Here is a 26,046-nt window from a genome sequence, read left to right on the forward strand (position 1 = left end):
GCCCGGCGCCCGGGCACCTGAAAGCCGTCCGACTCCCGTGCTACGCCACCGCGCTCAGCGTGTCCGCGAGACGGCGCCGTGAGGCACGGGTCGCGGGCAGCGCCGCGAGCGCCAGAGCGCCCAGCAACGCCGTCGCGCCGAACGCGGACAGCGCGACGGGGGACGGCGCCTGTGCGATACCGGCCCCGATGCCGCTCGACCGGCCCTGGGCGTCGATCAGCCAGTGGGAGAGGGGTATGCCCAGCGCCATGGCGACGGCGACCGCGGCCAGCACGGTGCAGCCGATGGCCGTGACGGTGATCGCCGTGATCTGCCGCGGAGTCAGCCCCATTGCCTTGAGAGCGAGCAGATCCCGCTCGCTCTCACGCACCGCGCCGCCGATGGCGGTCAGCAGATCGACGAGGCCGATGAGCGCGAGGACGCCGAGCAGGCCGACGACGACACTGCGCAGGGGCGACAGCCCGTCGGCGGGGTTCGTCACGGTGTGCACGTCCAGTTGGCCACGCCCGGCCGAGGCGCTCAGCTCGGTGGCGACGCGGTGCGGATCCGCGCCGTCCCGCAGCCGGACCTGGTACAGCGTCGGCCGTAGTGCCGGGTCGTTCTCCCGCAGGGTGTCGAGCGACGTGGAGACGACCCGGCCGGCGTTCTCCGGCTCGATGCTGCGGCCCACGATATGGAGGATCTGGGGCCGGCCGCTCACGGTCATCCGCACCCAGTCGCCGACCCGGACGTCCAGCAGATCCAGCAGTCCCTGCCCGGCCACCGCCTCGTCGGAACCGCGGGCGGTGCGGCCCTCGGCCAGCGTGTAGGGGTACGGGTCCGCACGGGTACCGAGGCCGCGCAGCGCGATCGTCGCCGTCTGGCCAGGCACCAGGGCCGCCACCTCGACGCCCGGATAGGCGGCGGCGACCTCCGGACGCCGCGCCAGCAGCGTCCGGATCGCGGCGTCGCTCAGGCCGTCGTCGGCGCGGACGGTGAGCGCGGCCGCCAGCCCCATCTCCTCCGGTGTGCTGCGGAAGCGGTCCATGGTCGTCCACGCGCTCATCGCCACCACGATCAGCGTCAGCGGCAGCGCGAGGCGGGCGATCGTGGCCAGTGAGCGCGGGCGACGCGTGAACGCCTTGTGCCAGCCGAGGACCAGCGCGGGCGGCAGCCGCAGGCCCAGCGCGCGGCGCGCCACGCCCGACAGACGCCCGCCGGCGGGCGCTGCGGCCCGGGGCACCGGAACCGGCGGCACCCGTCCGGCCCGCCAGGCCGCGAGCCCGGTGGTCGCGCCGATGAACAGCACCGCCCCCACCGGCACCACGACCAGGGTCGCCGCGTGACCCGGCAGCCCCTGCCACACCCCGACCGCGTCTCCCAGCCGGCCCGGCAGCCGACTGCCCAGCGCCTGTACGAGCCCGGCGGCGGCCACGGCGCCGAGCAGCGCGTAGGCGAGATGCTGGAGCAGGAAGACCCGCATGACCTGGCCCGGCGTGAAACCGATCGCCTTGAGAATCGAGATGTCCCGCAGATGACCCCGGATGCGGGTGCCGATGGCCCCGTGCACGGCGAGTCCGGCGGCGACGAGCGCGCCGAGTCCGAACAGGCCCAGTATCTGGCCGAGCAGCCGGTCGTCGCCCTGCGCCTCGGCTCGGGCCTGCTGCCAGGTGGAGACCTCGCGCACGGCGCCGGCGCCGAGCACGGTGACGGCGCGCTGGACGGCGTAGTCGGTGTCCCCGGGATCCGTCAGGCGCAGCCCGATCACCTGGCCGCGGTCGGAGCCGGTGCGGGGCACGGCGGACGGCAGCGCCCAGGCCAGGCCCGGCTGCTCGCCCTGGCGGTAGCGCGGCTCGGGGCTGTCGGCGACGCCGAGCACGGTCAGCGTCGACGTGCCGCCGGGCAGGGTGAGCACATCTCCGGGCTCGGCCAGCAGCGCCCGGGCGAGGCTGCTCTCCAGCACCACACCGTCGGGCGCCGCCGGGTCGAGCCAGCGGCCGGAGACGAGCAGGGGGCGTCCGACGGCGGGTCGTCCGGTGGTGCCGCGCAGCTCGACGGAGGCGCGGGCGCCGCGGGAGGCGACCGTGGTGGAAGCGGTGGGATAGGGGCCGGCGACGGACTCGACGCCGTCCAGTCCGGCGAGCTTGGCCGCCTCGGCCGAGGGGCCGGTGTGGATCGACACGTGTGCGCCCCGGGACTGGGTGAAGACACGCTCCCACGGGTTCGTCGCGTACCCGAAGAGCGCCGCCGCCAGCAGCAGGGAGGTGACGACGCCGACGGTGGCGAGCACCAGGAACAGCGCTTCGCCGCGATGCGTCCGCAGGTCCGAGTGCGCCCAGCGCAACGTGGCTCGCATCGGTCAGTCCCTCAGTTCCAAAACCGCTGATATCCCCTTGCCGGGGGACGGTGTGCCGTCCAGCGCCGCGTCGTCGGCGATCCGGCCGTCGAAGAAGCTGATCACCCGGTCCGCGGAGCTCGCCATGCGCGCGTCATGGGTGACCAGGAGGATGGTCTGGCCGCGCTGGTGGAACCGGGACAGCAGCCGGGTCACCTCGCGGGTGCCCTTGCTGTCCAGGCTGCCCGCGGGCTCGTCCGCGAGCAGCAGGGGAGGGTGGTTCACCAGGGCCCGGGCCAGCGCCACCCGCTGCTGTTCGCCGCCGGACAGCTCGCCCGGCATGCTCCGCTCCTTGCCCGTCAGGCCGAGCTCGGCCAGCAGTTCCTCCCGCTCCGCGCGGGCCCGCTTCGGGGAGACCCCGGCCAGCAGCGCGGGCAGTTCGACGTTGTCGGCGACGGACAGGTTGGAGACCAGGTTGAAGAACTGGAAGACGACGCCGATACGACGCCTGCGGGCCACCGCCCACTGCGATTCGCTGTAGCCGTCCGTGCGCACGCCGTCCAGCCAGATGCTGCCGCTGTCCGGCCGCTGGAGGCCGCCGAGCAGATGCAGCAGCGTCGACTTCCCGGCGCCGGAAGGACCGGTGACGGCCACGAACTCGCCTTGCCGTACGCACAGGTCCACCCCGCGTACGGCATGGGCGGGAGCACCCTCGCCGTGATGGGTCTTCACGAGACCCTCGGCCCGCAGGGCAGGAGTGGGGGTGTCTTTCACCGAAGTCCTCCGTGGATACCCCAGGGGCTTTCAGGCCGGGGAGTGATCGGACTCCTGCGGAGCAGGGAAGGGAAAGGCGAATCGCCGTCAGGGTGTTTCGGCGTTCGCTGCGGAGGCGCGGTACTCGCCCTCGATGCGGTGGACGATCTCGGAGTTGAGTGACCGCCAGTTGGCTTTGGCCTGCGCCGTGAGCCAGGCGTGGAGGTCGGCGGGCAGCCGGAGGGTGATCCGGGTTTCTTCACGGTCCATGCCTCGCAGCGTAGTGGCACGGTGACACCATGGCGACACCAGATGGCGCGGGAGGGACCGGGCACGCCCGGTACACCTACCGGCTTCGGGTGTCGACCACCGCGCTTGCCGGCCTGGATGCCGAGTGGGCGCGCTGCCGCTGGGTGTGGAACGAGTGCGTGGCCATGTCCCAGAAGGTCCACGGCCTGAACGGAAATGCCGCCGAGAAGGTGACGTGCGGTCCGGCGCTCGACAAGCTGCCGACCGACGCCCGTGACGCGATGGGTTGGCTGCGCCAGGGCAGCTCGGTACCGCAGCAGCAGATGATCCGGGACTTGGCGAGGTCCCGCGCCAAGGCACTCGAAGACCTCAAGGCCAAACTGCCGATGCGGCAGCGCGCCGGGATGCCCCGCATCAAACGCAAGCGCGCGGCGCTGCCCTCGATGAACTACACGCGGCGTGGCTTCCGCCTCAAGGACGGCCGTCTGTGCTTGGCCGGCAACATCGCCCTGACCGTAGTGTGGTTCCGCGACCTGCCCGCCGACCCGACATCGGGGCGCGTCTACCGGGACAGCCTGGGCCACTGGTACGCCTCGTTCGTCGTGGAGATCAGCACCGACCCGCTGCCCGCCACGGGACGCGCGACTGGCATCGACTGGGGTGTGAAGGAGACCGCCGCCACCACCAGTGCCGCCCATGACCTGGCCCACCCGAAGGACTTCCGCCCTAGGTTCCCTGCCGGATCCACCATGGCCCGCAAGGCTGCCGATGCCGCCACCAGCGCCACCAAGAACGCGCTGCTCGAGATGGCCCGCAAGCACGGACGCACCGTGCATCTGGTCAACCCCGCGCACACCACCATGGACTGCGCACGCTGCGGAGCGAGAACCAAGCACGCACTGCCCCTCTCCGAACGAACGTATACGTGTACCGCGTGCGGAGCCGTGTCCCCGAGGGACAAGAACTCCGCCCGTGTGGTGATCGTCCGGGCTGGTCTCGACCCGGCTAGTGCTGATCTTGTAAGCCCCGCCACCTGCTAGGTGGAAGGCGAAGTGAGCCAGGAATCCCCCTCTGCTGGAGGGGGAGGAGTCAATCCGGCTCCTCCAGTTCTTCCTGGCAGCGCTCCAACCAGTCGAGGTCGGCTTGCAGGTGCAGCATGGCGCCCTCGATGAGCAGCCGGGCCGTCCGGTTGTCGCGGTTCTCGCCCGTGACGAGCTTCGACAGGGTGCGCATGGTGTTCAGGTAGTGGCGTCGTTGCTTGTTGATCAAAGCGATCTGGTCGGCGAGACCGGTCTGCGGGGCGAGCGCGAGCTTCATGAAGAACTCGTCCCGCAACCGCGGCTCGTCCGCCGTCTCCTCGTACCAGACGCGCAGCGCTTCCTGCCCGGCGTCGGTGAGGTGGTAGATCTTCTTGTTGGGCCGACTCGACTGCTCGACCTCCTCGCCCTCGATCAGCCCCGTCTTCTCGAGGCGGCTCAGAGTCACGTAGATCTGGCCGATGTTCGGCTGAGGGTACGCGGCGCCCAGGAGTCGCTCAAGGTCCTGCTTGAGCTCGTAGCCGTGGGCCGGGCCGCGCGCCAGCAGGGCCAGGAGGGGCAGGCGCACTCGTGCTGTCCTCCTCGCAGCCTCGTATTGTGGTCCAGGCCCTAGTATCGCCCATACCTAACGGGTATACATAGCCTCTGACTCCGGGCGAGGGTGCCCGGCGCCGGTGTACAGGGAGGAACCTATGCGGTGGATACGCGCCGCCGGTAGGGGCCTCCTCGTTCTCGCCGTGGTCCTGGCCGGTTACGGCGCGTCCGGCGCCCGGGCGGCCGGTGGGCTGGAGGGTCGCGGACCGCTCACCCTCGCCACCGCCGGCGACCTCACCGGCTATCTCGGCCCGCTGCTCCAGGGCTGGAACCGCGCCCACCCCGGCGAGAAGGTCACCCTCGTCGAACTGCCGGACTCCGCGGACGAGTCGCGCGCCCAGATGATCACCGATCTGCGCGGCGGCGCACGCAGCCGGTTCGACGTCCTCAACATCGACGTCGCCTGGACCTCGGAGTTCGCCGCCGCCGGCTGGATCCGCGCGCTGCCGCGAGACCGTCTCCCGCTGGGCAGCTTCCTCCGGCCGGTCGTGGACACGGCGACGTACGACGGCCGGCTGTACGCCGTCCCGTACGTCACCAACGCCGGGCTGCTCCTCTACCGCAAGGACATCCTCGCCGAGGAGGGCGTCCCCCCGCCCCGTACCTGGGCCGAGCTGGAGCGGGCCGCGAAGACCATCGCGCCCCGGCACGGACTCGACGGCTACGCGGGGCAGTTCCTGCCCTACGAGGGCCTCACCGTCAACGCGGCCGAGGCCGTGTACTCGGCGGGCGGCACGATCCTCGGCGACGAGGGCGACCGCGTCACCGTCGACGCGGCCGCCCGCGAGGGCATCGGATTCCTCGCACGCGGGGTCCGTGACGGATGGGTGCCGAAAGAGGCCCTGACCTACACGGAGGAGGAGTCCCGGCAGGCCTTCCAGGACGGACGCCTCCTCTTCCTGCGCAACTGGCCCTACGCGTACGTCAGCGCCTCCGCCGGGGGGTCCGCGCTCGCCGGCAAGGTCGGCGCCGTACCGCTGCCGGGGCGCGACGGCCCCGGGACCAGTGTGCTCGGCGGCTCCAACCTGGCTGTCAACGCGCACGCCGAGCACCCCGACACCGGCGCGCGTCTGATCGCGTACCTCACCAGCGAGGGCGTCCAGCGGCAGGTGCTCACCCGGGGCGCGCTGCCGCCCGTACGCGCGGATCTGTACGAGGACCCGGAGCTGGTGCGCCGGTTCCCGTACCTGCCGACCCTGCGCGCGAGCGTCCTGACGGCCGCACCGCGCCCGAAGAGCCCCCGCTACGACCAGGTCAGCATGGTGGTGCAGGCGGTCGTGCACGACGCGATGTCCGGGCACTCGACGCCCGAGGCGGCGGTGCGGCGGCTGGCCCGGGAGCTGGCGGACATCTCCCGCCGCGGCTGACACTCCTCAGTCGATACCGAACTCTGCTACTTACATGTTAGGTAACGCCGCCATATCAACCGGGTGTGATTTGCCCCGGTATCGCCGCATCCGAGACCCCCGCCTGCCAGATAGCTGCTGTCTGTTCGTTGACACCCCCGTGAAACGCCTACATAACATGCATGCATAACAGTCAGCCCGCACAGACAGGCCAACGGGTGAGCTCCCAGCACATCGACACGCGCATCGACACGCACCACTGGTGGCGTGAGGCAGTGATCTACCAGGTGTACGTCCGCAGCTTCCTGGACAGCACCGGCGACGGCGTCGGCGATCTCGCCGGAGTCCGCGCCGGACTGCCGTATCTGAAGAAGCTGGGCGTGGACGGGATCTGGCTGAGCCCCTTCTACCCCTCCCCGCAAGCCGATCACGGCTACGACGTCGCCGACTACTGCGACGTCGACCCGCTCTTCGGCGACCTCGCCGAGTTCGACCGGCTGGTGACGGCCGCCCGGCGGCTGGGCGTCAAGGTGCTGCTCGACATCGTCCCCAACCACTGCTCCAGCGAGCACCCCTGGTTCCACGAGGCGCTGGCCTCGGCGCCGGGCAGCCCCGCCCGGGCCCGCTTCCACTTCGCCGACGGACGCGGAGCGGACGGCGCCGAGCCGCCCAACAACTGGCACGCCATGTTCGGCGGCCCGGCCTGGAGCCGGGTGACCGAGGCGGACGGCCGCCCGGGCCAGTGGTACCTGCACATGTTCACGCCCGAACAGCCCGACTGGAACTGGCGCGACCCCGAGGTCGGCGCGTCCTTCGACCGAGCCCTGCGGTTCTGGCTGGACCGGGGCGTCGACGGCTTCCGCATCGATGTCGCCGCCGGCCTCTTCAAGCACCCCGAGCTGCCCGACTCGCCGGATCCCGAGGCCGACGCCCGCACCCGCGACTCCGTCAACCCGCTCGCCTGGAACCAGCCCGAGGTGCACGACGTGTGGCGGCACTGGCGGGCGGTGTGCGAGGAGTACACGGCACGCGACGGCCGCGAACGGCTCCTGGTCGGCGAGGTCTCGGTCCCGACCGCCCGCGAACACGCGCTGTACGTCCGCCCCGACGAACTGCACCAGGCCTTCTTCTTCGATCTGCTGAGCGCCTCCTGGGACGCCGACGCCTTCCGCAAGGTCATCACCGAGGCCATGCAGGACATCGCGGGAACGGGGTCGACCGTCACCTGGGTGCTCAACAACCACGACCAGGTCCGCACGGTCACCCGCTACGGCGAGCCGGCCGTCGAGGGCAGCGGCCTCGGCGCCGCCCGCGCCCGCGCCGCCGCCCTGCTGTTGCTGGCGCTGCCCGGCGCCGCCTACATCTACCAGGGCGAGGAACTGGGCCTGCCCGAGGTCGTCGACCTGCCCGACGACGTGCTCACCGACCCGATCTTCCGCCGCACGGGCAGCCGCGCCCGCATCAGGGACGGCTGCCGGGTCCCGCTGCCGTGGTCCGGGCAGGCCTCACCGTTCGGTTTCACCTCCGGCGTCGACGGCACCAAACCCTGGCTGCCGCAGCCCGAGTACTTCGCCGAGTACGCCACCGATCGCGCCCTCGCCGACACCCGCTCCTTCTGGCACCTGTACCGCGACGGCCTCCATCTGCGCGCCACCCTGCCCCAGCTCGGCGAGGGCTCGCTGCGCTGGCTGGACACCCAGCCCGGCGTCCTCGCCTTCGCCCGCGGCGACGGCCTGGTCTGCGCCGTCAACTTCGGAACGGCGCCCGCTCCGGCGCCCGTTCCCGGCAACCCCCTGCTGTCCAGCGGCCCCTGCCGGGCCGGGGTGCTCCCCGGCTCCACGGCTGCCTGGTGGATCGGTGACGACACCGACTCCTGAGCACGACCATTTCCCAACCCGCCGCCAACTCCCTTTCTACGAACGGACATCGACGATGATGCGACGACGTACCACCCTGCTCAGCGGCTGCACCGCCCTCGTCCTGGCCCTCGGCGCGACCGCCTGCGGAGGCGGCGACCCCGTCTCCGCGGGCGGCGGCGACAAGTCGCTGGACGGCCAGACGGTCACCGTGGCCGGCGTCTGGTCGGGTGCCGAGCAGAAGAACTTCCAGAAGGTGCTGGAGGCGTTCACCGAGAAGACCGGCGCCAAGACCCAGTTCGTCTCCACCGGCGACAACGTCTCCACCGTCGTCGGCAGCAAGATCGAAGGCGGCAACGCCCCCGACGTCGTGATGGTCCCGCAGGTCGGCGTGCTCCAGCAGTTCGCCGGCAACGGCTGGCTCAAGCCGCTGTCGTCGGCCACCCAGAAGTCCGTCGCCGCCAACTACGCGACCGTCTGGAAGGACTACGGCAGCGTCAAGGGCACCCTCTACGGCCTCTACTTCAAGGCCGCCCACAAGTCGACCGTCTGGTACAGCCCCGCCGCCCTCGACCAGGCGGGCGTCCAGCCGCCGAAGACCTACGACGAGATGCTGAAGGCCGGGCGGACCGTCTCCGACTCGGGCCTCGCCGCCTTCTCCGTCGCGGGCCAGGACGGCTGGACGCTCACCGACTGGTTCGAGAACGTCTACCTCTCCCAGGCAGGACCCGAGAAGTACGACGCCCTCGCCGCCCACGAACTGAAGTGGACCGACCAGAGCGTGGTCGACGCCCTCACCACGCTCGGCAAGCTCTTCCAGGACAAGCAGCTCCTCGCGGGCGGCCAGAAGGGGGCCCTCAACACCGACTTCCCGGGCTCCGTCGAGAAGGTCTTCGGGCCCGAGCCCGAGGCGGGCATGGTCTACGAGGGCGACTTCGTCGCAGGCGTCGCCAAGGACCAGTTCGGCCGGAAGATCGGCGAGGACGCGAACTTCTTCGCGTTCCCGCCCGTCGGTGGCGGGGAGGCACCCGTGGTCAGCGGCGGCGACGCGGCCGTCGTCCTCAAGGACGGCAAGAACACCAAGGCCGGCATGGCGCTCCTGGAGTACCTGGCCACCCCGGAGGCCGCCGCCGTATGGGCCGAGACGGGCGGCTTCCTCTCCCCGAACAAGAAGCTCGACCTCGCCTCCTACGGTGATGACGTCACCCGCACCACCGCCAAGTCGCTCATCGCCGCCGGGGACTCCGTCCGCTTCGACATGTCCGACCAGGCCCCGGCCGCGTTCGGCGGGACGAAGGGCGCCGGCGAGTGGAAGCTCCTCCAGGACTTCCTGCGCGACCCGTCCGACCCGAAGGCCACCGCGGCGCAGCTGGAAACCGCCGCGGCCAAGGCCTACAAGGGCTGACCGGCGATGACCGCCACGCTCACGAAGCCGGCCGCACCACCCGCCGCCGCGACCGCCGCCCGCAAGCGGCGCGCCCGGCGGCGGGGCAGGACCGTCGCCCTGCTCTTCGTCCTCCCCTCGCTGCTCCTGCTCGGCGCCCTCGTCGTGTACCCCGTGCTGTTCTCGGTCGGCCGCAGCTTCTTCGACGCCTCCGGGACGCAGTTCGTGGGCGGCGACAACTACACCGAGATGTTCCGCGACCCGGCCACCCTCAAAGCCGTACGCAACACCGCCATCTGGGTGGTCGTGGCGCCGACCCTGCTGACCGGCCTGGGCCTGATCCTCGCCGTGCTCGTGGAGAAGATCCGCTGGGCCACGGCGTTCAAGCTGCTCCTCTTCATGCCCATGGCCGTCTCCTTCCTGGCCGCGGGCATCATCTTCCGGCTCGCCTACGACGAGGACCCCGACAAGGGAGTCCTGAACGCGGCGGCCGTCGGAGTTCACGACGCCTTCCAGGACACCGCCACGTACCCGACGGCCCGCGCCCGTGACGGTGAGGGACTGACCCAGGGCGCCGGCGGCTCGTACCGCACGGGCACGAGCGTGTCACCGGGTGACACGCTCGCCCTCGGCCTGGTCGGTGTCGCGCCCAAGGAACTGCCGGCGGGCGCGGAACCGGCCTACGCGGCGGGCGCCCGCACGGCCGGTCCCGACGAACTGCGCGGAGTCGTCTACCTGGACTTCACCCCCGGCGGGGGAGGGAAGCAAGGCGTGGTGGACCGCCAGGAGAGCGGGCTGCCCAAGATGAAGGTCGAGGCGGTGCGCGAGGGGAAGACCGTCGCGAGCACCACCACCGCGGCCGACGGCTCCTTCCGGTTCCCCGGCCTGGAGCCGGGCTCGTACACCGTCACCCTCCCCGGTTCGAACTTCGCCCCGCCCTACGACGGCATCTCCTGGCTGGGCCCGGCGCTGGTCACGCCGGCGATCATCGGCGCCTACCTGTGGATCTGGACCGGGTTCGCGATGGTGCTCATCGGCGCGGGCCTGTCCGCGCTGCCACGCGACTCGCTCGAGGCGGCGCGGATGGACGGCGCCAACGAGTGGCAGGTGTTCCGCCGGATCACCGTGCCGCTGCTGGCGCCTGTGCTGACGGTGGTCTTCGTGACCCTCGTCATCAACGTGATGAAGGTGTTCGACCTCGTCTACATCATCGCGCCGGGCCCGGTGCAGGAGGACGCCACCGTGCTGGCCACCCAGATGTGGCTGGTGTCCTTCGGCGGCGGCAACGACCAGGGACTGGGCAGTGCCCTCGGTGTTCTGCTCCTGCTGCTGGTGATCCCCGCCATGGTCTTCAACGTCCGTCGTTTCCGAGGGAGTCAGCGATGAACCTCAGTGCGCTTCGGCGCGGGCTCGGCAACAGCCTGGTGCAGGCCGTCCTCGTGGTCGTCGGACTGCTCTGGCTCACGCCGCTCGCCGGACTGCTCGTATCGTCCCTGCGGTCGGCGCAGGACACGGCCAAGGGCGGCTGGTGGACGGCGATCACCACTCCGGGGCAGCTGTCCTTCGACAACTACACGTCGCTGCTGGGCAACGCCGGGATGACGCAGGCGTTCTGGAACACCGTGCTGATCTCGGTGCCGGCGACGTTCCTGGTGGTGGCGATCGCCGCGCTGGCGGGGTACGCCTTCGCCTGGCTGGACTTCCCCGGCCGGGACGCCCTCTTCCTGCTCGTGGTCGCGCTCCTGGTGGTCCCCGTGCAGATCGGCCTGCTGCCTGTGGCCAAACTCTTCGGCCAACTGGGGCTGTTCGGCACGATTCCCGGCGTCGTCCTCTTCCACGTCTCCTACGGACTGCCGTTCGCGATCTTCCTGCTGCGGAACTACTTCGCCGAGATACCCCGGGAGATGCTGGAGGCGGCCCGTATGGACGGGGGCAACGAGTGGCGCATCTTCACCCGGCTCGTGCTGCCGGTGGGACGGCCCGCCCTGGCGAGCCTGGCCATCTTCCAGTTCCTGTGGGTGTGGAACGACATGCTGGTGGCCCTGCTGTTCGCCGACAGCTCGTCACAGCCGCTGACCGTGGAACTCCAGTCACAGATACGGCAGTTCGGCAGCAACATCGACGTGCTCGCGCCGGGGGCGTTCCTGTCCCTGATCGTCCCGGTGGCCGTGTTCTTCGCCTTCCAGCGGCACTTCGTGCAGGGGGTCATGGCGGGATCCGTGAAGTAGGGCCTGCACCGGCAGACCCGTGTGGCTCCTCTGCTGCGCCGCCGCCCACCGGCAGACTCCTGGCGTGACACCTGACGCGCGACCGGAGCGCACCCCGGACGGACGGTTCATCGTCGTGGGCGGACGCCGCTGGCGGGCGACGGATCCGCTCATTCCCGAGGAGGACGCCGCACGGCTCCGCTCCCACCTCATGGCGGCCCGCCGCGCGGTAGGGGCCGCTCTGCGGGCGCAGGACCCGCAAGCCGAACGTGCCGCCCGCGCGCGCGTGCAACTGGCGAAGGTAGCCCTGGGCGAGCGGGGCACCCCCTGGTGGGAGCAGAGCGACGAGGAGCGCCGTACCCGCTGGCACGAGGGGCTCAAGGCGCTCGACTGAGCCACGGGGAGCCGGTGGCAACCGGGACGCGTTCACGGCGTGGTGACATGGGGTCCGTGGTAGCGGGCACACGCGATGGAATGCAGGGAAACCAGACGTATGCCATGAGCGACGCGCAGGGCCGGCCTGGACCACGGGAAGGCGCCGCACCACGACGGGCCGAGGGAAGGCACCGGCGCACCGGACGACGAGGGGGCCGGTGGCACCGCAGGCTGCTGGCCTATCGCGATGTCGAGCTGCTGCCGTCGTCCTCCCTGGAGGGCGGCGCGGGCGAGGAGTGTCTGCTCCTGGTGCACATCCGCAAGGTGGTCGGACGGATCACCTATCGAGCGTGCGACGAGTGCGCCGAGGGCGTGATCACCGATGTGGTCCTGGACGAAGCGTTTCGCGGCTGCGGGCTGGGCACCAGGGCGCTGTCGCACCTGCGCTCCACACATCCCGACGTCACCTGGCGCACCACGCTCGACCGCCGGCTCACTCGCGACGTGCTGCGCCGGATGCGCATCCCCAGGGCGGCCGTGGGAGGAAACTGCTCCCACGGCCGGCCCGGCGCCATCGCCCCCGCCGGTACATGAGCGGGCGCCGTCAGATCCGTCTCACCTACCGAAGACTCGTACATGCGTTTGGCGGCGGGTGGTACGGGCTAAGCACGTACGCCCGCGCCGGCGCATTCTCCAGGCATGTGCATGCTCTGCGGATGACGGGGTAGGCGCGGCCACAGCAGCTCGAGCGCAATGCAGGGCACCGGCCGGGCGGGGAGAACACAGATGACGACGACGATCGCACAGGCGGCAGAGGAACAGACGACAGCGGCACTGCCGGCAGTCCCCGAACCGGCCAAGATAGCGCCCAAGGACGCCCGATCCCTGTCGAAGCTGTTCTTCGCGAAGCTGGCGGTGCTCGAGGAAGGCACGCCCGAGTACCAGTACGCGCGCAACACCCTGATCGAGATGAACATGTCCCTGGTCCGCTTCGCGGCCGGCCGGTTCCGCAACCGGGGCGGGGCGGACGGGATGGAGGACGTCGTCCAGGTCGGCGTCATCGGGCTGATCAAGGCCATCGACCGCTTCGAGATATCCCGTGAGGTGGAGTTCACCTCCTTCGCCATCCCGTACATCGTCGGCGAGATCAAGCGCTTCTTCCGGGACACCTCCTGGTCCGTACATGTGCCGCGCCGCCTGCAGGAGGCGCGCGTGCAACTGGCGAAGGCCGGCGAGGAGCTCCAGAGCCGTATGGGCCGGACCCCCACCGTCAAAGAGCTGGCGGAGCTGATGGACCTGACCGAGGAGGAGGTCATCGAGGCCCGGGTCGCGTCCAACGGCTACAACTCCGCCTCGCTGGACGCCACCATCGGCGGCGGCCCCGACGGCGAGACAGTACTGGCGGACTTCATCGGGTCCGACGACGCGGCCATGGAGCTGGTGGAGGACTTCCACGCGCTGGCCCCCCTGCTCGCCCAGCTCGACGAGCGCGAACGGCGCATCCTCCACTGGCGGTTCGTCGAGGAGCTGACTCAGGCACAGATCGGTGAACGGCTCGGCTGCTCGCAGATGCATGTATCCCGGCTGCTCTCCGGCACCCTGAAGCGCCTGCGCGAGGGCATGCTCACCACCCACTGACCGATCACCCGTGGCCTGCCGCGGAAGCCCGCCCGGGACCGGGCACGTACCAGAGAAGAGAGGACCTGTGGTGAGCGAATACGGTGCCGCGCTCCCGCCGATCGACGCGCATCTGGAGATCCTGCTGCGGCTGGTCGACGCGCAGCCCGAGGCCGCCCTCAAGATCTGCCTGACCACGCCCGGTGGAATCGTCGCGGGGAACCTGGTCGGGTCCCGCACATGGGCCGACCGGTGGGAGCGCGTGGTGTCGACGGCCACCGGAGCGGAAGACGCAGCCGACCACATGGCACACCTGGCGCACACCGTCCGGTCGGCCCTGAAGGAGACCGATTCGGAGCCGGGAACGGGAGACGGGCTGCACGCGTTCATCCATCTCGTCGACGTCACGTTCCTGTCCGTGCCCGGGACCGCGACCGCTCCGCTGTGGCGTGGACGGCTGGGCGATGTCTCCGGCTGGGCCCTGGGAGCTCCTGCCGACCGGCCGGTCTCGTGAAGACCGCTGGTGACCTGATGGCACCTCAGCACCCCGCGCACCGCGACGGCGACCGGCCGGGCCGGTTCACGCGTCTGGCCGAGCACGCCTCGAACTTCACCAGCTCACCCGCCTTTTTCGGCGTGTGCCTCGTTCTGGTGGCCGGCGCGATCACCGCGCACGCACTGAAGCTGCCCACGCCGTGGCTGCTGATGGTGGGCGAGGCGATGTCCGCTGTCTCGCTGCTGCTCCTGGCACTGCTCAAGAATTCCGAACGGCGAGCCGAGCACGCCATCCAGCGCAAGCTCGACGCCATCGCCGCCGCACTGCTGGAGATCCAGCGGCAGGAACCGGGAGCGGCGAGCGAGGAACTCCGCCGGGCCATCAGGATGGAGCAGCAGACCTGACCGCGCACGAAATGGGCGACCAAGGCCTTGCCCGCCTCACCGCCGCAACCATCTGCCCGCGTAGTCCGTGAGCGAGAATGCCGCCCCGGCGAGAAGTCGAGGATGCGCACGACGGCCTCGACCTGCTGAACCGTGTCACGGGGCGCGAGGTAGAACTGCGTACCCGTCAGTACCGCTCCGTGCTGCGCCGTGATCACGTGCGCCAGTGCGAACCGGCCGCGACGGAGGTGGCCGGCAGGGCGGACCCCTCGGGGCGCCGTCTGGTCGTGGTCAGCGGGAACAGAGGCTCGGGAGCCGGCGTTCGACGAGCGGGAAGGCGACCGGAGCGGCTACCGCGCTGAAGTCCTCACCCCACCGACCGAGACATCCGGGAGACACGCAGACCATGAGCAGCCGACGTGACCGCTGGGCGGACCTGACCGGCGGACAGGGCGGAGAGGAGTACGCCCTGCGGTTCGCGCGGCTCGCGGCGTCAGGCCACGACATCCACGGCGAGGCCGCCTTCTGCGAGGCGCTGCTGGATCCTGCGGCGCGGGTACTCGACGCCGGCTGCGGTACCGGGCGGATCGCGATCCGGCTTGCCGCGCTGGGTCACCTCTGCACGGGCGTGGACGTCGACCGCTCCATGCTCGCCGTCGCGCGTCGCGATGCCCCCGACCAGGAATGGCTCCACGGCGACCTGGCCCGCCTGGACGCCCTCGGTCTGGAACCCGGCTTCGACCTGGCGCTCGCCGCCGGAAACGTCATCCCCTTGCTGGCCCCCGGCACCGGCCCGACTGTTGTCCGGCACCTGGCCGCCGTACTGCGCCCCGGCGGACTGCTGGTAACCGGCATGGGACTGGACGCGGAACACCTGCCGCTGCCGGAACCGACAGTGACGCTGCCGGAGTTCGACCACTGGTGCACACAGGCCGGACTGACGCTGAGGCAGCGCTTCGCCACCTGGGGCGGCGACCCGTACGGTCCGGGCGGCGGCTACGCCGTCAGCGTGCACTCCCGCCCCACCGACTGAACGCGAGAGCGCTCCGCTGCACTTTGACCGAGGCCAGCCAGGCGCGCCAAGCCCGGAGCGAAGGCTTCGAAGGCACGTCGACCGTGGCTCGCAGGGCTCGGCCGGCTCGGTAAAGGGCGCCCGGTGAGGCGGGCTCGACTCGTGTCAGCACGGCGGGGTGAACCCGTCCGCTCGACGATGCACATTTCGTCGGAACCCACCCGCACCACTCCGTTAACATGTTCGAACCTCGCGATGAACGCCGCCATCACCCGTCCTTCGCCGAAAAAGCATGCCATCCGGCGTGATAGGTAACTTGGCTAGTCAAAATCGAGCAAATTGGTCAGGCAATTGATAAACGTAGCATTGCGGGAGCTTTCGCGAATAAAGGGCAGAACCGTGCTCTCCGTGAGGCGTCATCCCCGGGCGATACTGTGGGCCGCGGCGACCGTCGTGGCCCTCGTGTTCCTCATCGCGCTGGAGGGTGCGGCGCGACGCTGCGGCCTGCCGGGGCCGATCACCAACCAGGTGGGGGAGCTGATATTCCCTCCCAAATCGGGTTTCCTGCTGTACGCCAGTTTGACGTTGATGATGGTGGTTCTCACCTGGCGGCAACGGTTCATCGCGGTGGGCGCCGCGCTCGGTATCGACGCCGTTTTCGGGTTGGTCCGGTGGGCGGTCGACGCCAAGGTGACCGGCGGCCACCCGTTCGGCAACGGGGCGTTGTGGGTCATGCTGGGCTATGCGGTCATCGCGGTCACGCGCCGCACCGGCAAGGAACGTGTCCTGCTGCTGAAGGGCGTCGGGCTCGGCCTGCTGTTGGTGGCCGGCCGCAAGACCGGCGACATCTGGCTGGTCATCACCTCGAAGACCCGCCCCTCGGTGCTCGACCAGTACGTGGCAACCGCCGATCACGCGCTCGGCGAACCGTCGTGGGTGGCAGGCCGGATCGTCACCGCCACCGGCTCGATCGGCTTCAACTTTCTCGATGTCGTCTACGGCCAGCTCGCGGTGGCCGCGGTCATCGTCGCGCTCTACCAACTGCGCAGCGTGGCGGTCGACCGTCAATTCCCGCGGCACCATCTGGTGCGCACCTTTCTGGTGATCGGCCTCCTCGGGCCGGCCATTTACATGATCTTCCCGGTGGTCGGGCCGGTCTTCGCCTACGGCACCGGCGTCGAGCACTGGGCATCGGTCAGCCTGTGGTCCCCAACGGTGCCCGGCAGCGAGCAGTGGGCGGTGGCCGACCTGTGGCCGGTGACGCCGTCGCCGATCAATGTTCCGCACCACATGCCGTTCGACGAGATCACCCCGCGCAACTGCATGCCGAGCCTGCATACGGCGTGGGCCACCGCGATCTTCATTCATTCCCGGAAGGGCCCACGACTTCTGCGATTCGCAGGCGTGTTCTGGCTGATTGCCACGCTCACCGCAACGCTGGGATTCGGCTACCACTACGGAGTGGATCTCATCGCCGGGGTGGTGTTCACGTATACGATCGAGGCAGCTCTGCGCTCGTTCGACCGCGGCTGGGATCGATCAGGGATCCAGCTGGTCGTCTACGGTGCGACGGTCTTCGTTGCGCTCCTGCTGTCGTATCGCTACCTGCCGTTGGAGATGGCCGGACACCCGTGGGTGTCCGGACCGCTTCTCCTGCTGGCGATGACCTCAGTGGTCTACGGCTACGTCCGGACCACCGCACGGTGGGAATCGAGGACCGCACCAGAACGGCAACCGGAACCGCAGCCCGAACTCATCTGAGTCGCGCCACGCCGTGTTGCGGGCTGAGCGCCGCCCGAGTGAGGCCGAGATGCGGATGCTGAGCGGAGACGGCATCTCGGCTCATGACGGGTAGTCGTCCCCGGCGGACTCGGGCGGACTCGGGTGGACTCGGGTGGACTCGGGCGGACTCGGGCGGACTCGGGCGGGCTTCGGTCCGCGGGACGGCAGCGATCGTTACGCGCCTCCCGGTCCACGGGACCGGGCCGTCGCCGAGGCCCGGGAGGCGGCCCGCCGGAGGTCGGCCAACGCCGCCGGCCAGGGCGTTGTCACGCGGGCGGAACGTGCCGGCGCAGGCGAGAAGGACATGCGAACGCTCCCACTCCGCCCGCTGCACAGCTGCGTACTGCGTGGCCTTGACACGGGCGCACCCCAGCGAGCCCCGCCTATGTGCGGTGGTGCAGTTCGATGGCCAGGGGTGTGGCAGTGAACATGGAGGAGTAGGTGCCCACTGCGAGGCCGATGAGGAGGGCGAGGGCGAAGTCGGTCAGGGTTTCGCCGCCGAAGACGGCCAGCGCGGTGAGGATGAATGCGGCGCCCATGCCGGTGTTGACCGTGCGGGGCAGCGTCTGCAGGAGTGCCTGGTTGGCGATACGGGCGAAGGGCTCCAAGCGATCGCGGCGGCCGAGTTCCCTGATCCGGTCGAAGACGACGACGGAGTCGTTGACGGAGTAGCCGGTCACGGTCAGCAGCGCGGCGAGGAAGACGCCGTCGACGGGCTTGCCGAGCCAGGCGAAGATGCCGATGAGGATCACGACGTCGTGGACGAGGGCGGCGACCGCGGAGCTCCCCAGCAGCCAGCGGAAACGTGCCGCGAGATAGATCAGCTGGGCGCCGAGGGCGACGACGAGCGCGATGAGGGCGCCGTGGCGCAGTTCCTTGCCGAGGCTCGGCCCGATGGCTTCGTCGCGGATCTTGTCGGCGTTGCGTGCCAGGTCGGTGACGGTGTCGGTGATGGCCGCTGCCTGGGCGTTGCTCAGGTGGTGGGTGCGGACGGTGAACTGGTTCTCGCCGGAGGTCTGGACGACGGCGCGCGGGAACCCGGCCTCGGCGAGCGCGGTACGGGCCCGGTCGGGGTCGACGGGTGTGGCCGTGGTGTATTCGATGAGGCGGCCACCGGTGAATTCGACGCCGAAGTCGAGGCCGCGTACGGCGATCCCTGAGGCCGCAAGGACGAGGGCGGCAGCGGAGGCGGCCAGCCACCGGCGCGGGTGGCGCATCAGGTTCGGGTTCGTGCGGGTGAGACGGGCGCGGACGGTGCCGGTGTGGGCGATGCCGGTCAGGTGGGGGCGGCGACGAAGGCGGGGGCGGGCCACGGCGTAGTCGGCGAGGGTGCGGGTGATGACAAGGGCGCTGAGCATGGAGGCGAGGACGCCGATGCCCAGCGTGACACCGAACCCGCGCACCGGTCCGGAGGCGAGGAAGAACAGCAGGCCGGCGGCGATGAGAGTGGTGATGTTGGAGTCGGCGATCGCGCTGAAGGCCTTGCGGAACCCGGCGGTCAGCGACGACCGGGGGGTGGGGCGGTGGCGAGAGGCGTACTCCTCGCGGGCGCGTTCGAAGACGAGCACGTTGGCGTCCACCGCCATGCCGATGGCCAGGACGAACCCGGCGAGGCCGGGCAGGGTGAGGGTGGCGCCGAGGGCGGCGAGGGCCGCGTAGGAGATGAGGCCGTAGCAGGCCAGAGCCACCGTCGCCAAGGCTCCCATGATCCGGTAGACGGCGATGATGAACAGCGAGGTCAAAGCGGTGCCGATGACGGCTGCCCAGGCACTGGCCGCGATGGCCTGCGCGCCCAGGGTGGGGCCGACGGTGCGCTGCTCGATGGTCTCGACCGGTACCGGCAGGGCGCCGCCGTTGATGAGCAGGGCCAGCTCCTTGGCCTCGCCGTCGTCGAAGGATCCGGTGATCTGGGTGGAGCCACCGCTGATGCCGGAGCGGCACGCCACCGACGGATCGACCTGCGGTGAAGAGATGATCTTGTCGTCCAGGACGATGGCGACCCGGCGGGTCGGGTCCCCGGCCGGGCGGCAGGCGGCCTCGCCGGTCAGGCGGGCCCATCCCTGTTTCCCTGATCCCTTGAAGTCGACGGTGACGTGCCATCCGGCACCGCCCTGCTGGTCGAATCGGGCGGCCGCCTTCTCGACGTCCTTGCCGGTCAGCGAGGCCGACTGGAGGCGCAGAAGGTGACCTGATTCATCGGCCGTCACCTGCTCGTGGGGCCGCTTGGGCAGCGGTTCGGGCAGATCGTGAGGGCCGGCCGCCGTGCCGAGCACCTGGTGGAAGGTGAGCTGGGCGGTGCGGCCGAGCACATCGGCGGCCTTCCGGGGATCCTGCAGGCCGGGCAGTTCGACGACGATCCGGTCGCTGCCGGAGCGGGTGATGGCGGGTTCGGCGACACCGAGCGCGTCGATACGACCGCGCAGCACCTCCACGGTGCGGTCCGTGGCCTCGGTGTCGGCGTCGGCAGCGGTGGTGGGGCGGGTTTCCAGCACGATCTGGGTGCCGCCCCGCAGATCGAGTCCTAGGTGGACGGGCACGGTGAGGGCGATGTACAGGGACAGGGCTACGGCAGCGAGGGCGATCAGCCCTCTGCTGCGCGGGGATCGGTTCACAGCAGGCCTCCGGCAGGCACACCGCGGCCGGGACAGTGGCTGCGGGTGAGGAAAGGAGAGGAGAGGAGATGGAGAGGAGGGGTTCAGGTGCCGGAGGGCGAGGGGGGTGCCCGTACCCCGTGACGGTGTGCCGGTTGCTCCGAGGCAGGTGAGCTCGCCGCCGGCAGCGGTCTACGCGTGGGCCGGAGCGGGCCGGCCGCCGTGCCACGTGACGCGTCGGGGGCGGAGACCGGCGGCGCATGACGCTCGCCGGTGGCGTCCCGATGGCTCCGGGTCGCGGCAGCGTAGACAGCGGACTCCACGTCGTCCGCGTACGGCCCGCCGTGCGCCGACGTGGCCTGGACGGCGGGTGCCGTGCCGCCCGGTGCATGAGGGTGTGGGCCGACGAGTGCCGGCGTGCCGAGCAGGGAGATGAGAACGCTGAGCAGGACGGCCGACACGGATGCCAGGCTCAGGCCACGGGTGCGCGGGACGGCGTGACTGAAGCGTGCCATGGCCGTCCTCTTCGCGTGTGGTGGCGGTGTGCCGGGGCGGTCGGGATCCTCCAGGCTCCGGCTGGGGGAGTGGGCAGCCGAAGCCCGGTGCCTTGAAGGAGCCAGCGGGGTCAGGCTTCGATGAGGCCGGCCCGGATCGCGTAGCGGGTGAGTTCCAGCCGGTCACGCAGGCCGAGCTTGTGCAGCAGGTTCGCTCGGTGCCGGTGGACGGTCTTGATGCTGATGAAGAGCATCTCGGCGATCTCCTTGGAGGAGTGGCCCTCGGCCACGAGCTTGAGGACCTCCTCCTCGCGCGCGGTCAGCACCTGGTCGGGCGGCTCCTCACCGTTGCGGACACGGTCCAGGTAGTTGCGGATGAGCGCGGTGACCGCGCCCGGATACAGGAAGGGCTCGTCGCGCATGGCGGCCCGGCACGCGGCCACCAGGTCGCGGTCGGCGACGGACTTCAGCACATATCCGCTGGCCCCGGCCTTGAGCGCCTGGAAGAAGTACTGCTCGTTGTCGTGCATCGTCAGCATCAGCACCCGCACGTCCGGCTTGAGTGCGAGGAGTTCGCGGGTGGCCTGCAGGCCGGTCATCCGGGGCATGGCGATGTCCAGCACCGCCAGGTCGACCTCATGGGTGCGGGCCAGGTCGATGGCCTCCGCGCCGTCCCCGGCCTCGGCGACGACATCGAGGTCCGGCTCCCGGTCGAGGATGAGTCGCACCCCGCGACGTACCAGCGCGTGGTCGTCGGCGAGGAGAATGCGGATCACGGATCTGTCGCGCGTGGTCATGGCTGCTTCCTGAGGAGGGGCACGGTCAGCCGGACCTGTGTACCGGCCTTCGGCTGTGAGGTGACGTCCAGCGTGGCCCCGATCAGCAGGGCCCGCTCGCGCATTCCGCGGATTCCGGCCCCTTCGCGGGCGACCCCGGTTCCGCGGCCGTCGTCGACGACGGCCAGCACCACCGCCTCGCCGGTGTGGCGCAAGCTCACCTCGATCTGACCGGCCTCGGCATGACGGGCCGCGTTCGTCAACGCTTCCTGGGCGACGCGGTACAGCACCAGTTCCGTCTGCTGGTCCAGCGGGGGCAGGCCGGTGTCGAAGCGGCGTCCCACGCGCAGTCCGACGTGCGTGGAGAACTCCGTGGTCAGCGAGGTCAGGGCACTGATCAGGCCGAGGTCCTCCAGTACGCCCGGCCGCAGACGACGCGCCAGACGGCGCACCTCGTCCAGGCTCCCCCGGGTGATCTCCTGTACTTGCCGCAGTTCCCCGCGCAGGGGATCGTCCGCCTCGTCGGCGGCCCGCTCCAGGGAGAGCAGGATCGCGGTCATGCTCTGGCCCACCTCGTCGTGCAGTTCCTGGGCGATGCGGCGCCGCTCCGCTTCCTGAGCGAGCAGGACACGGGCACTGCTGGAGGCACGCTCGTGCTCGAGGCGCTCGAGCATCGCGTTGAAGGTGCGGATCAGCTCTGCGGTCTCGCCGCGGCCCCCTTCCGGCAGCCGCTGCCCGGGGCGCAGCAGATCGACGGTGGCCATCAGCCGGGTGAGCCGGTCGAGCGGGGCCAGACCGATGCGCAGCAGGGCCGCGTTGGCGACCAGCATGACGACGAGGCCGGCCACGAGGATGACCGCCTCGGTCAGCACCACCGGCACGGACACGGTCACCGGAGCCCACAGCAGCAGCGCGGTGGCGCTGCCCAGCACGACCGCGTTGAGCACGAAGATCCGCCAGAACAGGGACACCGGGCTGACGCCTTTCTCTGGGTGGCACGGTTTGTCACTACTTTCGGTCACCGCGCACCCCGAACGTGAGCTGCCGCCTTTGGTTGTGACCGGCCTGCCCCCAGGCTGCCCGCTCCTGGACCCGCCGTCGATGGGCTCCCATACCCATTTCCTGGACTTGGCCTGCCCACGCCGCGATGGGTCCTGGGACAGACCGGAGATGGGTATTGCGCCCGATGGTTTCAGCGTGGCGTTGCGGCCACGGTGGAGGCATGAACCGCCACCGGTAACTTCCCCCGGCTCTTCCCCCCGGGCCCTCGCCTCCCGACGCATCCCTGCCCGGCGCGCCCCACCTCCGCATCGAAAGAAGGAACCGCCATGTCGCTCGATACGCCCCAGACCGAAACCCGCCGTGAACGGCTGACGGCGCACGAGGCCCTCCAGCGCCTCGAACACGAACGTGCCTCCCGCCTGGTGCAGCTGCGGGCCATCGCCGAGGCCGCGCCGGTCGGGGAGGAACAGGCCATGTCCACGCAGAAAGACACCATCCAGCGAGTGCTCACCGAGATCGAGGCCGCCTTCGTCCGCGTCCAGGACGGCAGCTACGGCGTCTGCCGGAACTGTTCCAAGCCCATCCCGGTCGAGCGCCTGGAGATCCTGCCCTACACGCCGTGCTGCGTCCCCTGCCAGCGCGACGCCGCCTGACAACTGTCCGTCCACCTTGCCCCGGGGGTGAATTGGTGAACCACCAGATCATCGACGACCGCAGCACAACGCTGTCGATCGAGGACTTCGCCGCACTGCGCGAGAACCTGCACGAACAACTCCTGTTCCGCCAGGAACAGCTGCAGCAGCTCTCATCCGTCGCCACGACCCGCGCCGACGCCCTTCTCGACCGGCAAGCCGCCTCCCAGATCGAGGTCCGCGTCAAGCTCGCCGCCTCCGCCCGCATGGTCCTCACCGACGTCGAAGCCGCACTCACACGGCTGGACCAGGGCAGCTACGGCACCTGCCATCTGTGCCGCAGGCGCATCGCCCGCGAACGACTCATGATCGTGCCGCAGGCCCGCTACTGCGCCCGCTGCCAACACGTCAGGGAGGCCGGACGGTGACGACTTCACTGGGGCCCGGCCCCGCGATCGCCCGGCACCGCTCGTGGCCCTGGTGCCGGCAGTGCTCCGGCATCGCCCTCGACCTGGGCAGCGCCCGCACCCGTGCCTGGATGTCCGGGCGGCGACTGATCCTCGACGTGCCCACGGTCACCTTCCCGGGCGCGGGCGCCACCTACCCCATCCAGCGCGGCACCATCGTCGACACCCCCGGAACCGCCCGGATGCTGAACCGGCTGCTCGGCCACCGCCTGCCCCGTTTCGGCCGTCCCCTGCTCATCCTGACCACACCCGTACTGGGCGGAATCGCCTACCGGACACAAGCCCGTGCCGCGGTCGAAATCCTGCGTCCGCGCACAGTCCTGACCGTCCCCACCGCGCGCGCCGTGGCCGTCGCAGCGGGCGCCGACCTGACCCGTCCCCTGCTCGTCGTGGACCTCGGCGCCCACCTCACCGAGGTCACGCTCCTCGCCGGCGGCGCGGTGACCGACGCCCGCCACACCGCCCTGGGCACCAGCGACCTGGACAGCCTCACCCCGCCCACGCTGATCACCGAAGCCGTAACCGCCATGGTGACCAGCATGCTGGAGCAGGACCACACCTCCCAGACACTCGACGCCCTCCAGCGGGGCGCCCTCCTCGCCGGCGGGGGCGCGCTACGACCCGACATCACCTACCGCCTCACCGACCGGCTGCACGCTCCCGTCCAGCCCGTCCCCGCCCCGCACACCGCCGCAGTCCGCGGCGCCGCACGCCTCGTCCAAGCCGCGCACGCCCACCCCTCCACCACCGCGATCACCGACACTGCGCCCCGCGACTAGCCCACGCCCCGTCGCTCCCGCAGTCGCTCGGGGTCTGGCATCCGCCGACAGCCCGAACGCGGGGCAAGGTGACGGGCTGCGGCACTCGCGGCCGCGGTGTTGAACACCGCGGCGCCGAGAGACCCGCCAGTGCCGAGAGACCCGCCGATCAGCTGGGACGTCGTGAACAGCGGCAGCCCGAACATGCCGCTCCGGCCGAGTCCGGTCACCAGCAGCGCGCCAGCCCGGCGCCGGGCAGGACGATGCCCAGGGGAGCAGTGGGTGGCTGGCCCGGGTCTGCCGGACGACGAACAGGACGAGCAGCACCGTGTCCGGGCAGGAGGCATCGGGCACTTCCGCACCTGTGCGCTCGCAGTGGCCCCGTGTCAGATCCGCCAGGAGCGGAGTGTGTCCGCGATGTCATAGATACTCAACCGGGATTCGCGGACTTTTCTGATCAGGTCGGAGAGAGCTCCGTAGGGAGGGTCGATTCCTTCCCCGGACTGGTCCATGTACTGACCGGTGACAAAGGCGGCGAAGAGGCTGTTGCGGTGGGGGAGCGGTTCGAGACGCACGACGGTGTGCAGAAGGGCGGCCGCGCGCCACGCGGTGTCAGGATTGGACGTGGCGAGGGTCGGCATGCGCGTCTTGTGGCGCGCGACAGCCGCCACAAGGGCCGAGTAGTCGGTGACCGACACGTCGTCGTTGTCGAGGGCGGCGTCCTGGACGTCCAGGAGCCAAGGGACATCGATGTACAAGATCTCGCTCATCAGGCGGCGTTGGCTCCCTCGCCGCGCTGGGACGGAGGGATCTCGTCGGGGAACGCCTCGTCGAACTCGGCGCGCAGCCGTTCCGCCCACGAGGAGGCGCCGGCCACGAACCGCTTGCGCTGCATCTCGCGGACGCCGAGGTCGTGCATGTACTGCTTGAGACTCTTGCCCTCGGCGGCGGCAGCCGCGCGCACGCCTTCCATTTCTTCCTCGGTGAAGGACACGTTCAGTGATGGCATACCGGCATGGTACCTACTCGGTACCAGCCGCGCGACCCATAGGGCGGAGAGCTTCAGGCGGCGCGGCAGAGCGCCGTCGGGCCAGTGGGCGCCGTGGCGCGGACCGTGGTCGCGTGCGTGGGAAGGGCGGTGCGGACGCCGGTCGCGACCTGTGAGGGGTTGCCGGACAGTGCGAAGACGACGAGGCGCAGCACCGCGAACCGTACGGCGCCTGCGAGTGCGGAGGCGGCCAAGTAGACGACCTGCTGAAGCACTGTGCTGGGTGCCGCCACCAACTGCTGCAGGACAAGCATCGCCCCGCAGGTCACCGCATATGCGGCCGCCGCGGACCCGGCCGACTGCGCATGCTGGCGCGAGGTCGCGCGCCCGCCTGTGCCGAAGGTGAAGCGGGCGTGCAGCTCGGTGGCGAGGAGTGTGGAGGCCGCGGTGATCAGGGCGTTGGCCAGGATCCAGGGAATCCAGGAGGCGAGTGCCGCCACGGCGAAGCTGGAAGCGAGCCCTACTCCGCCGCCGCAGAGCGCGAAGCGGGCGAAAGCGCTCAAGGCGCCGGGTGTCGCCTGCCGCGGGTGCTGTGCTGTCTCCATGATCCGCCCCCTGGGATCGCTTCTCCGTGAAACGCGCACCTCTCGACCTGTGAGGTCTTTGGCTCGTTGTTTCCTGTGGCAGAAACGCTACGTTGCATTCATGGATCGGGCAACAGATTATCCGCGCAAAGCCTGTATATCTCCAGGTAGTTGCGATGAAATCGTTGCAATGGCTTGTACGTTAACGCAATAGGCGTCCTTCGTTCGTTGCAATGACTGGAAGGTGAACGCTATGCCGGGGACGTCCACCCGGTCTTGGACCGGCCGCCCCGCGCCGGCGGGGTCGGCCTACGCCTACGTCAGCGGACCGCGCCCGCGACGCTTTGCC

General features: G+C 70.5%; 26 protein-coding genes. 16 read left to right on the forward strand and 10 right to left on the reverse strand.

The genetic code is table 11. The annotated features are described in order from the left end of the window. Nucleotides 1–40 precede the first annotated feature (40 nt). The 3 genes from ACFWBD_RS13850 to ACFWBD_RS13860 all read right to left on the reverse strand — a co-directional run bounded on the left by ACFWBD_RS13850 (nt 41) and on the right by ACFWBD_RS13860 (nt 3,337). Nucleotides 41–2,335, reverse strand: a complete 2,295-nt coding sequence (locus ACFWBD_RS13850) for an FtsX-like permease family protein (protein ID WP_385666627.1) — start codon at nt 2,333–2,335, stop codon at nt 41–43. A gap of 3 nt (nt 2,336–2,338) precedes the next feature. Continuing rightward, nucleotides 2,339–3,088, reverse strand: coding sequence for an ABC transporter ATP-binding protein (locus tag ACFWBD_RS13855; RefSeq protein WP_385666629.1), 750 nt, complete (start codon nt 3,086–3,088; stop codon nt 2,339–2,341). 87 nt (nt 3,089–3,175) lie between these two features. After that, nucleotides 3,176–3,337: an Arc family DNA-binding protein gene (locus ACFWBD_RS13860; RefSeq protein ID WP_385666630.1), complete on the reverse strand. Its 162-nt coding sequence runs from the start codon at nt 3,335–3,337 to the stop codon at nt 3,176–3,178. Nucleotides 3,338–3,366: 29 nt separating this feature from the next. Here ACFWBD_RS13860 and ACFWBD_RS13865 point away from each other — a divergent pair, with 29 nt between their 5' ends. Further along, a complete protein-coding gene (locus tag ACFWBD_RS13865; protein ID WP_385666632.1) occupies nt 3,367–4,356 on the forward strand; it encodes an RNA-guided endonuclease InsQ/TnpB family protein in 990 nt (329 codons plus the stop codon). 49 nt (nt 4,357–4,405) lie between these two features. Here ACFWBD_RS13865 and ACFWBD_RS13870 read toward each other — a convergent pair whose 3' ends face one another. Then, the gene (locus ACFWBD_RS13870; protein ID WP_054237748.1) at nt 4,406–4,921 is read right to left on the reverse strand and encodes a PadR family transcriptional regulator; all 516 of its coding nucleotides are present in this window, start codon (nt 4,919–4,921) and stop codon (nt 4,406–4,408) included. A 124-nt stretch (nt 4,922–5,045) separates the two neighbouring features. On the opposite strand from ACFWBD_RS13870, the gene ACFWBD_RS13875 reads away from it, so the two are divergent. From ACFWBD_RS13875 to ACFWBD_RS13930, 12 genes are all read left to right on the forward strand, one after another. Next, nucleotides 5,046–6,314 carry an ABC transporter substrate-binding protein gene (locus ACFWBD_RS13875; RefSeq protein WP_385666634.1) on the forward strand — a complete coding sequence of 423 codons (1,269 nt, stop codon included), beginning with the start codon at nt 5,046–5,048 and terminating at the stop codon, nt 6,312–6,314. 224 nt (nt 6,315–6,538) lie between these two features. Beyond that, the gene (locus ACFWBD_RS13880; protein ID WP_385666840.1) at nt 6,539–8,170 is read left to right on the forward strand and encodes a glycoside hydrolase family 13 protein; all 1,632 of its coding nucleotides are present in this window, start codon (nt 6,539–6,541) and stop codon (nt 8,168–8,170) included. Between the two features lie 55 nt (nt 8,171–8,225). Beyond that, the gene (locus ACFWBD_RS13885; RefSeq protein WP_385666636.1) at nt 8,226–9,554 is read left to right on the forward strand and encodes an ABC transporter substrate-binding protein; all 1,329 of its coding nucleotides are present in this window, start codon (nt 8,226–8,228) and stop codon (nt 9,552–9,554) included. A 6-nt stretch (nt 9,555–9,560) separates the two neighbouring features. Beyond that, nucleotides 9,561–10,919, forward strand: coding sequence for an ABC transporter permease subunit (locus ACFWBD_RS13890; RefSeq protein ID WP_385666638.1), 1,359 nt, complete (start codon nt 9,561–9,563; stop codon nt 10,917–10,919). Then, nucleotides 10,916–11,761 carry a carbohydrate ABC transporter permease gene (locus ACFWBD_RS13895; protein ID WP_351763894.1) on the forward strand — a complete coding sequence of 282 codons (846 nt, stop codon included), beginning with the start codon at nt 10,916–10,918 and terminating at the stop codon, nt 11,759–11,761. The genes ACFWBD_RS13890 and ACFWBD_RS13895 overlap by 4 nt, the downstream gene beginning before the upstream one ends. Before the next feature lie 64 nt (nt 11,762–11,825). Next, a complete protein-coding gene (locus ACFWBD_RS13900; protein WP_385666640.1) occupies nt 11,826–12,134 on the forward strand; it encodes a hypothetical protein in 309 nt (102 codons plus the stop codon). A 104-nt stretch (nt 12,135–12,238) separates the two neighbouring features. Then, nucleotides 12,239–12,709: a GNAT family N-acetyltransferase gene (locus ACFWBD_RS13905; RefSeq protein WP_385666642.1), complete on the forward strand. Its 471-nt coding sequence runs from the start codon at nt 12,239–12,241 to the stop codon at nt 12,707–12,709. A 192-nt stretch (nt 12,710–12,901) separates the two neighbouring features. Continuing rightward, the gene (locus ACFWBD_RS13910) at nt 12,902–13,753 is read left to right on the forward strand and encodes an RNA polymerase sigma factor SigF (RefSeq protein ID WP_385666644.1); all 852 of its coding nucleotides are present in this window, start codon (nt 12,902–12,904) and stop codon (nt 13,751–13,753) included. A gap of 70 nt (nt 13,754–13,823) precedes the next feature. Beyond that, nucleotides 13,824–14,246: a hypothetical protein gene (locus ACFWBD_RS13915; RefSeq protein ID WP_385666646.1), complete on the forward strand. Its 423-nt coding sequence runs from the start codon at nt 13,824–13,826 to the stop codon at nt 14,244–14,246. A gap of 17 nt (nt 14,247–14,263) precedes the next feature. Further along, nucleotides 14,264–14,632, forward strand: coding sequence for a low affinity iron permease family protein (locus ACFWBD_RS13920; RefSeq protein ID WP_385666648.1), 369 nt, complete (start codon nt 14,264–14,266; stop codon nt 14,630–14,632). A 385-nt stretch (nt 14,633–15,017) separates the two neighbouring features. Next, entirely contained in the window at nt 15,018–15,644 is a 627-nt protein-coding gene (locus ACFWBD_RS13925) for a class I SAM-dependent methyltransferase (RefSeq protein ID WP_385666650.1), read from the forward strand. 387 nt (nt 15,645–16,031) lie between these two features. After that, complete coding sequence (locus ACFWBD_RS13930) at nt 16,032–17,384, forward strand: phosphatase PAP2 family protein (RefSeq protein ID WP_385666652.1); 1,353 nt, start codon at nt 16,032–16,034, stop codon at nt 17,382–17,384. Nucleotides 17,385–17,788: 404 nt separating this feature from the next. Here ACFWBD_RS13930 and secD read toward each other — a convergent pair whose 3' ends face one another. The 3 genes from secD to ACFWBD_RS13945 form a co-directional block, all read right to left on the reverse strand. After that, entirely contained in the window at nt 17,789–20,017 is a 2,229-nt protein-coding gene (gene secD / locus ACFWBD_RS13935) for a protein translocase subunit SecD (protein WP_385666654.1), read from the reverse strand. Between the two features lie 604 nt (nt 20,018–20,621). Further along, a complete protein-coding gene (locus ACFWBD_RS13940; RefSeq protein WP_385666656.1) occupies nt 20,622–21,287 on the reverse strand; it encodes a response regulator in 666 nt (221 codons plus the stop codon). Continuing rightward, the gene (locus ACFWBD_RS13945) at nt 21,284–22,237 is read right to left on the reverse strand and encodes a HAMP domain-containing sensor histidine kinase (RefSeq protein WP_385666658.1); all 954 of its coding nucleotides are present in this window, start codon (nt 22,235–22,237) and stop codon (nt 21,284–21,286) included. Before ACFWBD_RS13945 ends, ACFWBD_RS13940 begins: the two co-directional genes overlap by 4 nt. A 357-nt stretch (nt 22,238–22,594) precedes the next feature. Between ACFWBD_RS13945 and ACFWBD_RS13950 the strand changes: the two genes are divergently transcribed. The 3 genes from ACFWBD_RS13950 to ACFWBD_RS13960 are packed head-to-tail and all read left to right on the forward strand — an operon-like array spanning nt 22,595 to nt 24,146. Beyond that, nucleotides 22,595–22,921 carry a TraR/DksA family transcriptional regulator gene (locus tag ACFWBD_RS13950; RefSeq protein WP_385666660.1) on the forward strand — a complete coding sequence of 109 codons (327 nt, stop codon included), beginning with the start codon at nt 22,595–22,597 and terminating at the stop codon, nt 22,919–22,921. A 32-nt stretch (nt 22,922–22,953) separates the two neighbouring features. Next, entirely contained in the window at nt 22,954–23,328 is a 375-nt protein-coding gene (locus tag ACFWBD_RS13955) for a TraR/DksA family transcriptional regulator (protein ID WP_385666662.1), read from the forward strand. Continuing rightward, nucleotides 23,325–24,146: a hypothetical protein gene (locus ACFWBD_RS13960; RefSeq protein ID WP_385666664.1), complete on the forward strand. Its 822-nt coding sequence runs from the start codon at nt 23,325–23,327 to the stop codon at nt 24,144–24,146. Before ACFWBD_RS13955 ends, ACFWBD_RS13960 begins: the two co-directional genes overlap by 4 nt. A gap of 365 nt (nt 24,147–24,511) precedes the next feature. Here the strand turns inward: ACFWBD_RS13960 and ACFWBD_RS13965 are convergent, their stop codons facing one another. From ACFWBD_RS13965 to ACFWBD_RS13975, 3 genes are read right to left on the reverse strand one after another with little or no spacing between them, the layout of a single operon-like run. Then, nucleotides 24,512–24,895 carry a toxin Doc gene (locus ACFWBD_RS13965; protein ID WP_385666666.1) on the reverse strand — a complete coding sequence of 128 codons (384 nt, stop codon included), beginning with the start codon at nt 24,893–24,895 and terminating at the stop codon, nt 24,512–24,514. After that, complete coding sequence (locus ACFWBD_RS13970) at nt 24,895–25,134, reverse strand: hypothetical protein (protein WP_351763878.1); 240 nt, start codon at nt 25,132–25,134, stop codon at nt 24,895–24,897. The genes ACFWBD_RS13965 and ACFWBD_RS13970 overlap by 1 nt, the downstream gene beginning before the upstream one ends. Nucleotides 25,135–25,187: 53 nt before the next feature. Next, nucleotides 25,188–25,718, reverse strand: a complete 531-nt coding sequence (locus ACFWBD_RS13975) for a hypothetical protein (protein ID WP_385666667.1) — start codon at nt 25,716–25,718, stop codon at nt 25,188–25,190. Nucleotides 25,719–26,046 lie beyond the last annotated feature (328 nt).

It is taken from the genome of Streptomyces sp. NPDC060002 (genome assembly GCF_042737245.1).
Classification (GTDB): Bacteria; Actinomycetota; Actinomycetes; order Streptomycetales; family Streptomycetaceae; genus Streptomyces.

Coding starts and splice junctions, on each gene's coding strand:
- ACFWBD_RS13940 (WP_385666656.1), bottom strand. CDS start 21,287: ATGACCACGCGCGACAGATCCGTGATCCGCATTCTCCTCGCCGACGAC.
- ACFWBD_RS13910 (WP_385666644.1), top strand. CDS start 12,902: ATGACGACGACGATCGCACAGGCGGCAGAGGAACAGACGACAGCGGCA.
- ACFWBD_RS13860 (WP_385666630.1), bottom strand. CDS start 3,337: ATGGACCGTGAAGAAACCCGGATCACCCTCCGGCTGCCCGCCGACCTC.
- ACFWBD_RS13850 (WP_385666627.1), bottom strand. CDS start 2,335: ATGCGAGCCACGTTGCGCTGGGCGCACTCGGACCTGCGGACGCATCGC.
- ACFWBD_RS13950 (WP_385666660.1), top strand. CDS start 22,595: ATGTCGCTCGATACGCCCCAGACCGAAACCCGCCGTGAACGGCTGACG.
- ACFWBD_RS13865 (WP_385666632.1), top strand. CDS start 3,367: ATGGCGACACCAGATGGCGCGGGAGGGACCGGGCACGCCCGGTACACC.
- ACFWBD_RS13875 (WP_385666634.1), top strand. CDS start 5,046: ATGCGGTGGATACGCGCCGCCGGTAGGGGCCTCCTCGTTCTCGCCGTG.
- ACFWBD_RS13905 (WP_385666642.1), top strand. CDS start 12,239: ATGAGCGACGCGCAGGGCCGGCCTGGACCACGGGAAGGCGCCGCACCA.
- ACFWBD_RS13895 (WP_351763894.1), top strand. CDS start 10,916: ATGAACCTCAGTGCGCTTCGGCGCGGGCTCGGCAACAGCCTGGTGCAG.
- ACFWBD_RS13925 (WP_385666650.1), top strand. CDS start 15,018: ATGAGCAGCCGACGTGACCGCTGGGCGGACCTGACCGGCGGACAGGGC.
- ACFWBD_RS13920 (WP_385666648.1), top strand. CDS start 14,264: ATGGCACCTCAGCACCCCGCGCACCGCGACGGCGACCGGCCGGGCCGG.
- ACFWBD_RS13965 (WP_385666666.1), bottom strand. CDS start 24,895: ATGAGCGAGATCTTGTACATCGATGTCCCTTGGCTCCTGGACGTCCAG.
- ACFWBD_RS13885 (WP_385666636.1), top strand. CDS start 8,226: ATGATGCGACGACGTACCACCCTGCTCAGCGGCTGCACCGCCCTCGTC.
- ACFWBD_RS13890 (WP_385666638.1), top strand. CDS start 9,561: ATGACCGCCACGCTCACGAAGCCGGCCGCACCACCCGCCGCCGCGACC.
- ACFWBD_RS13970 (WP_351763878.1), bottom strand. CDS start 25,134: ATGCCATCACTGAACGTGTCCTTCACCGAGGAAGAAATGGAAGGCGTG.
- ACFWBD_RS13975 (WP_385666667.1), bottom strand. CDS start 25,718: ATGGAGACAGCACAGCACCCGCGGCAGGCGACACCCGGCGCCTTGAGC.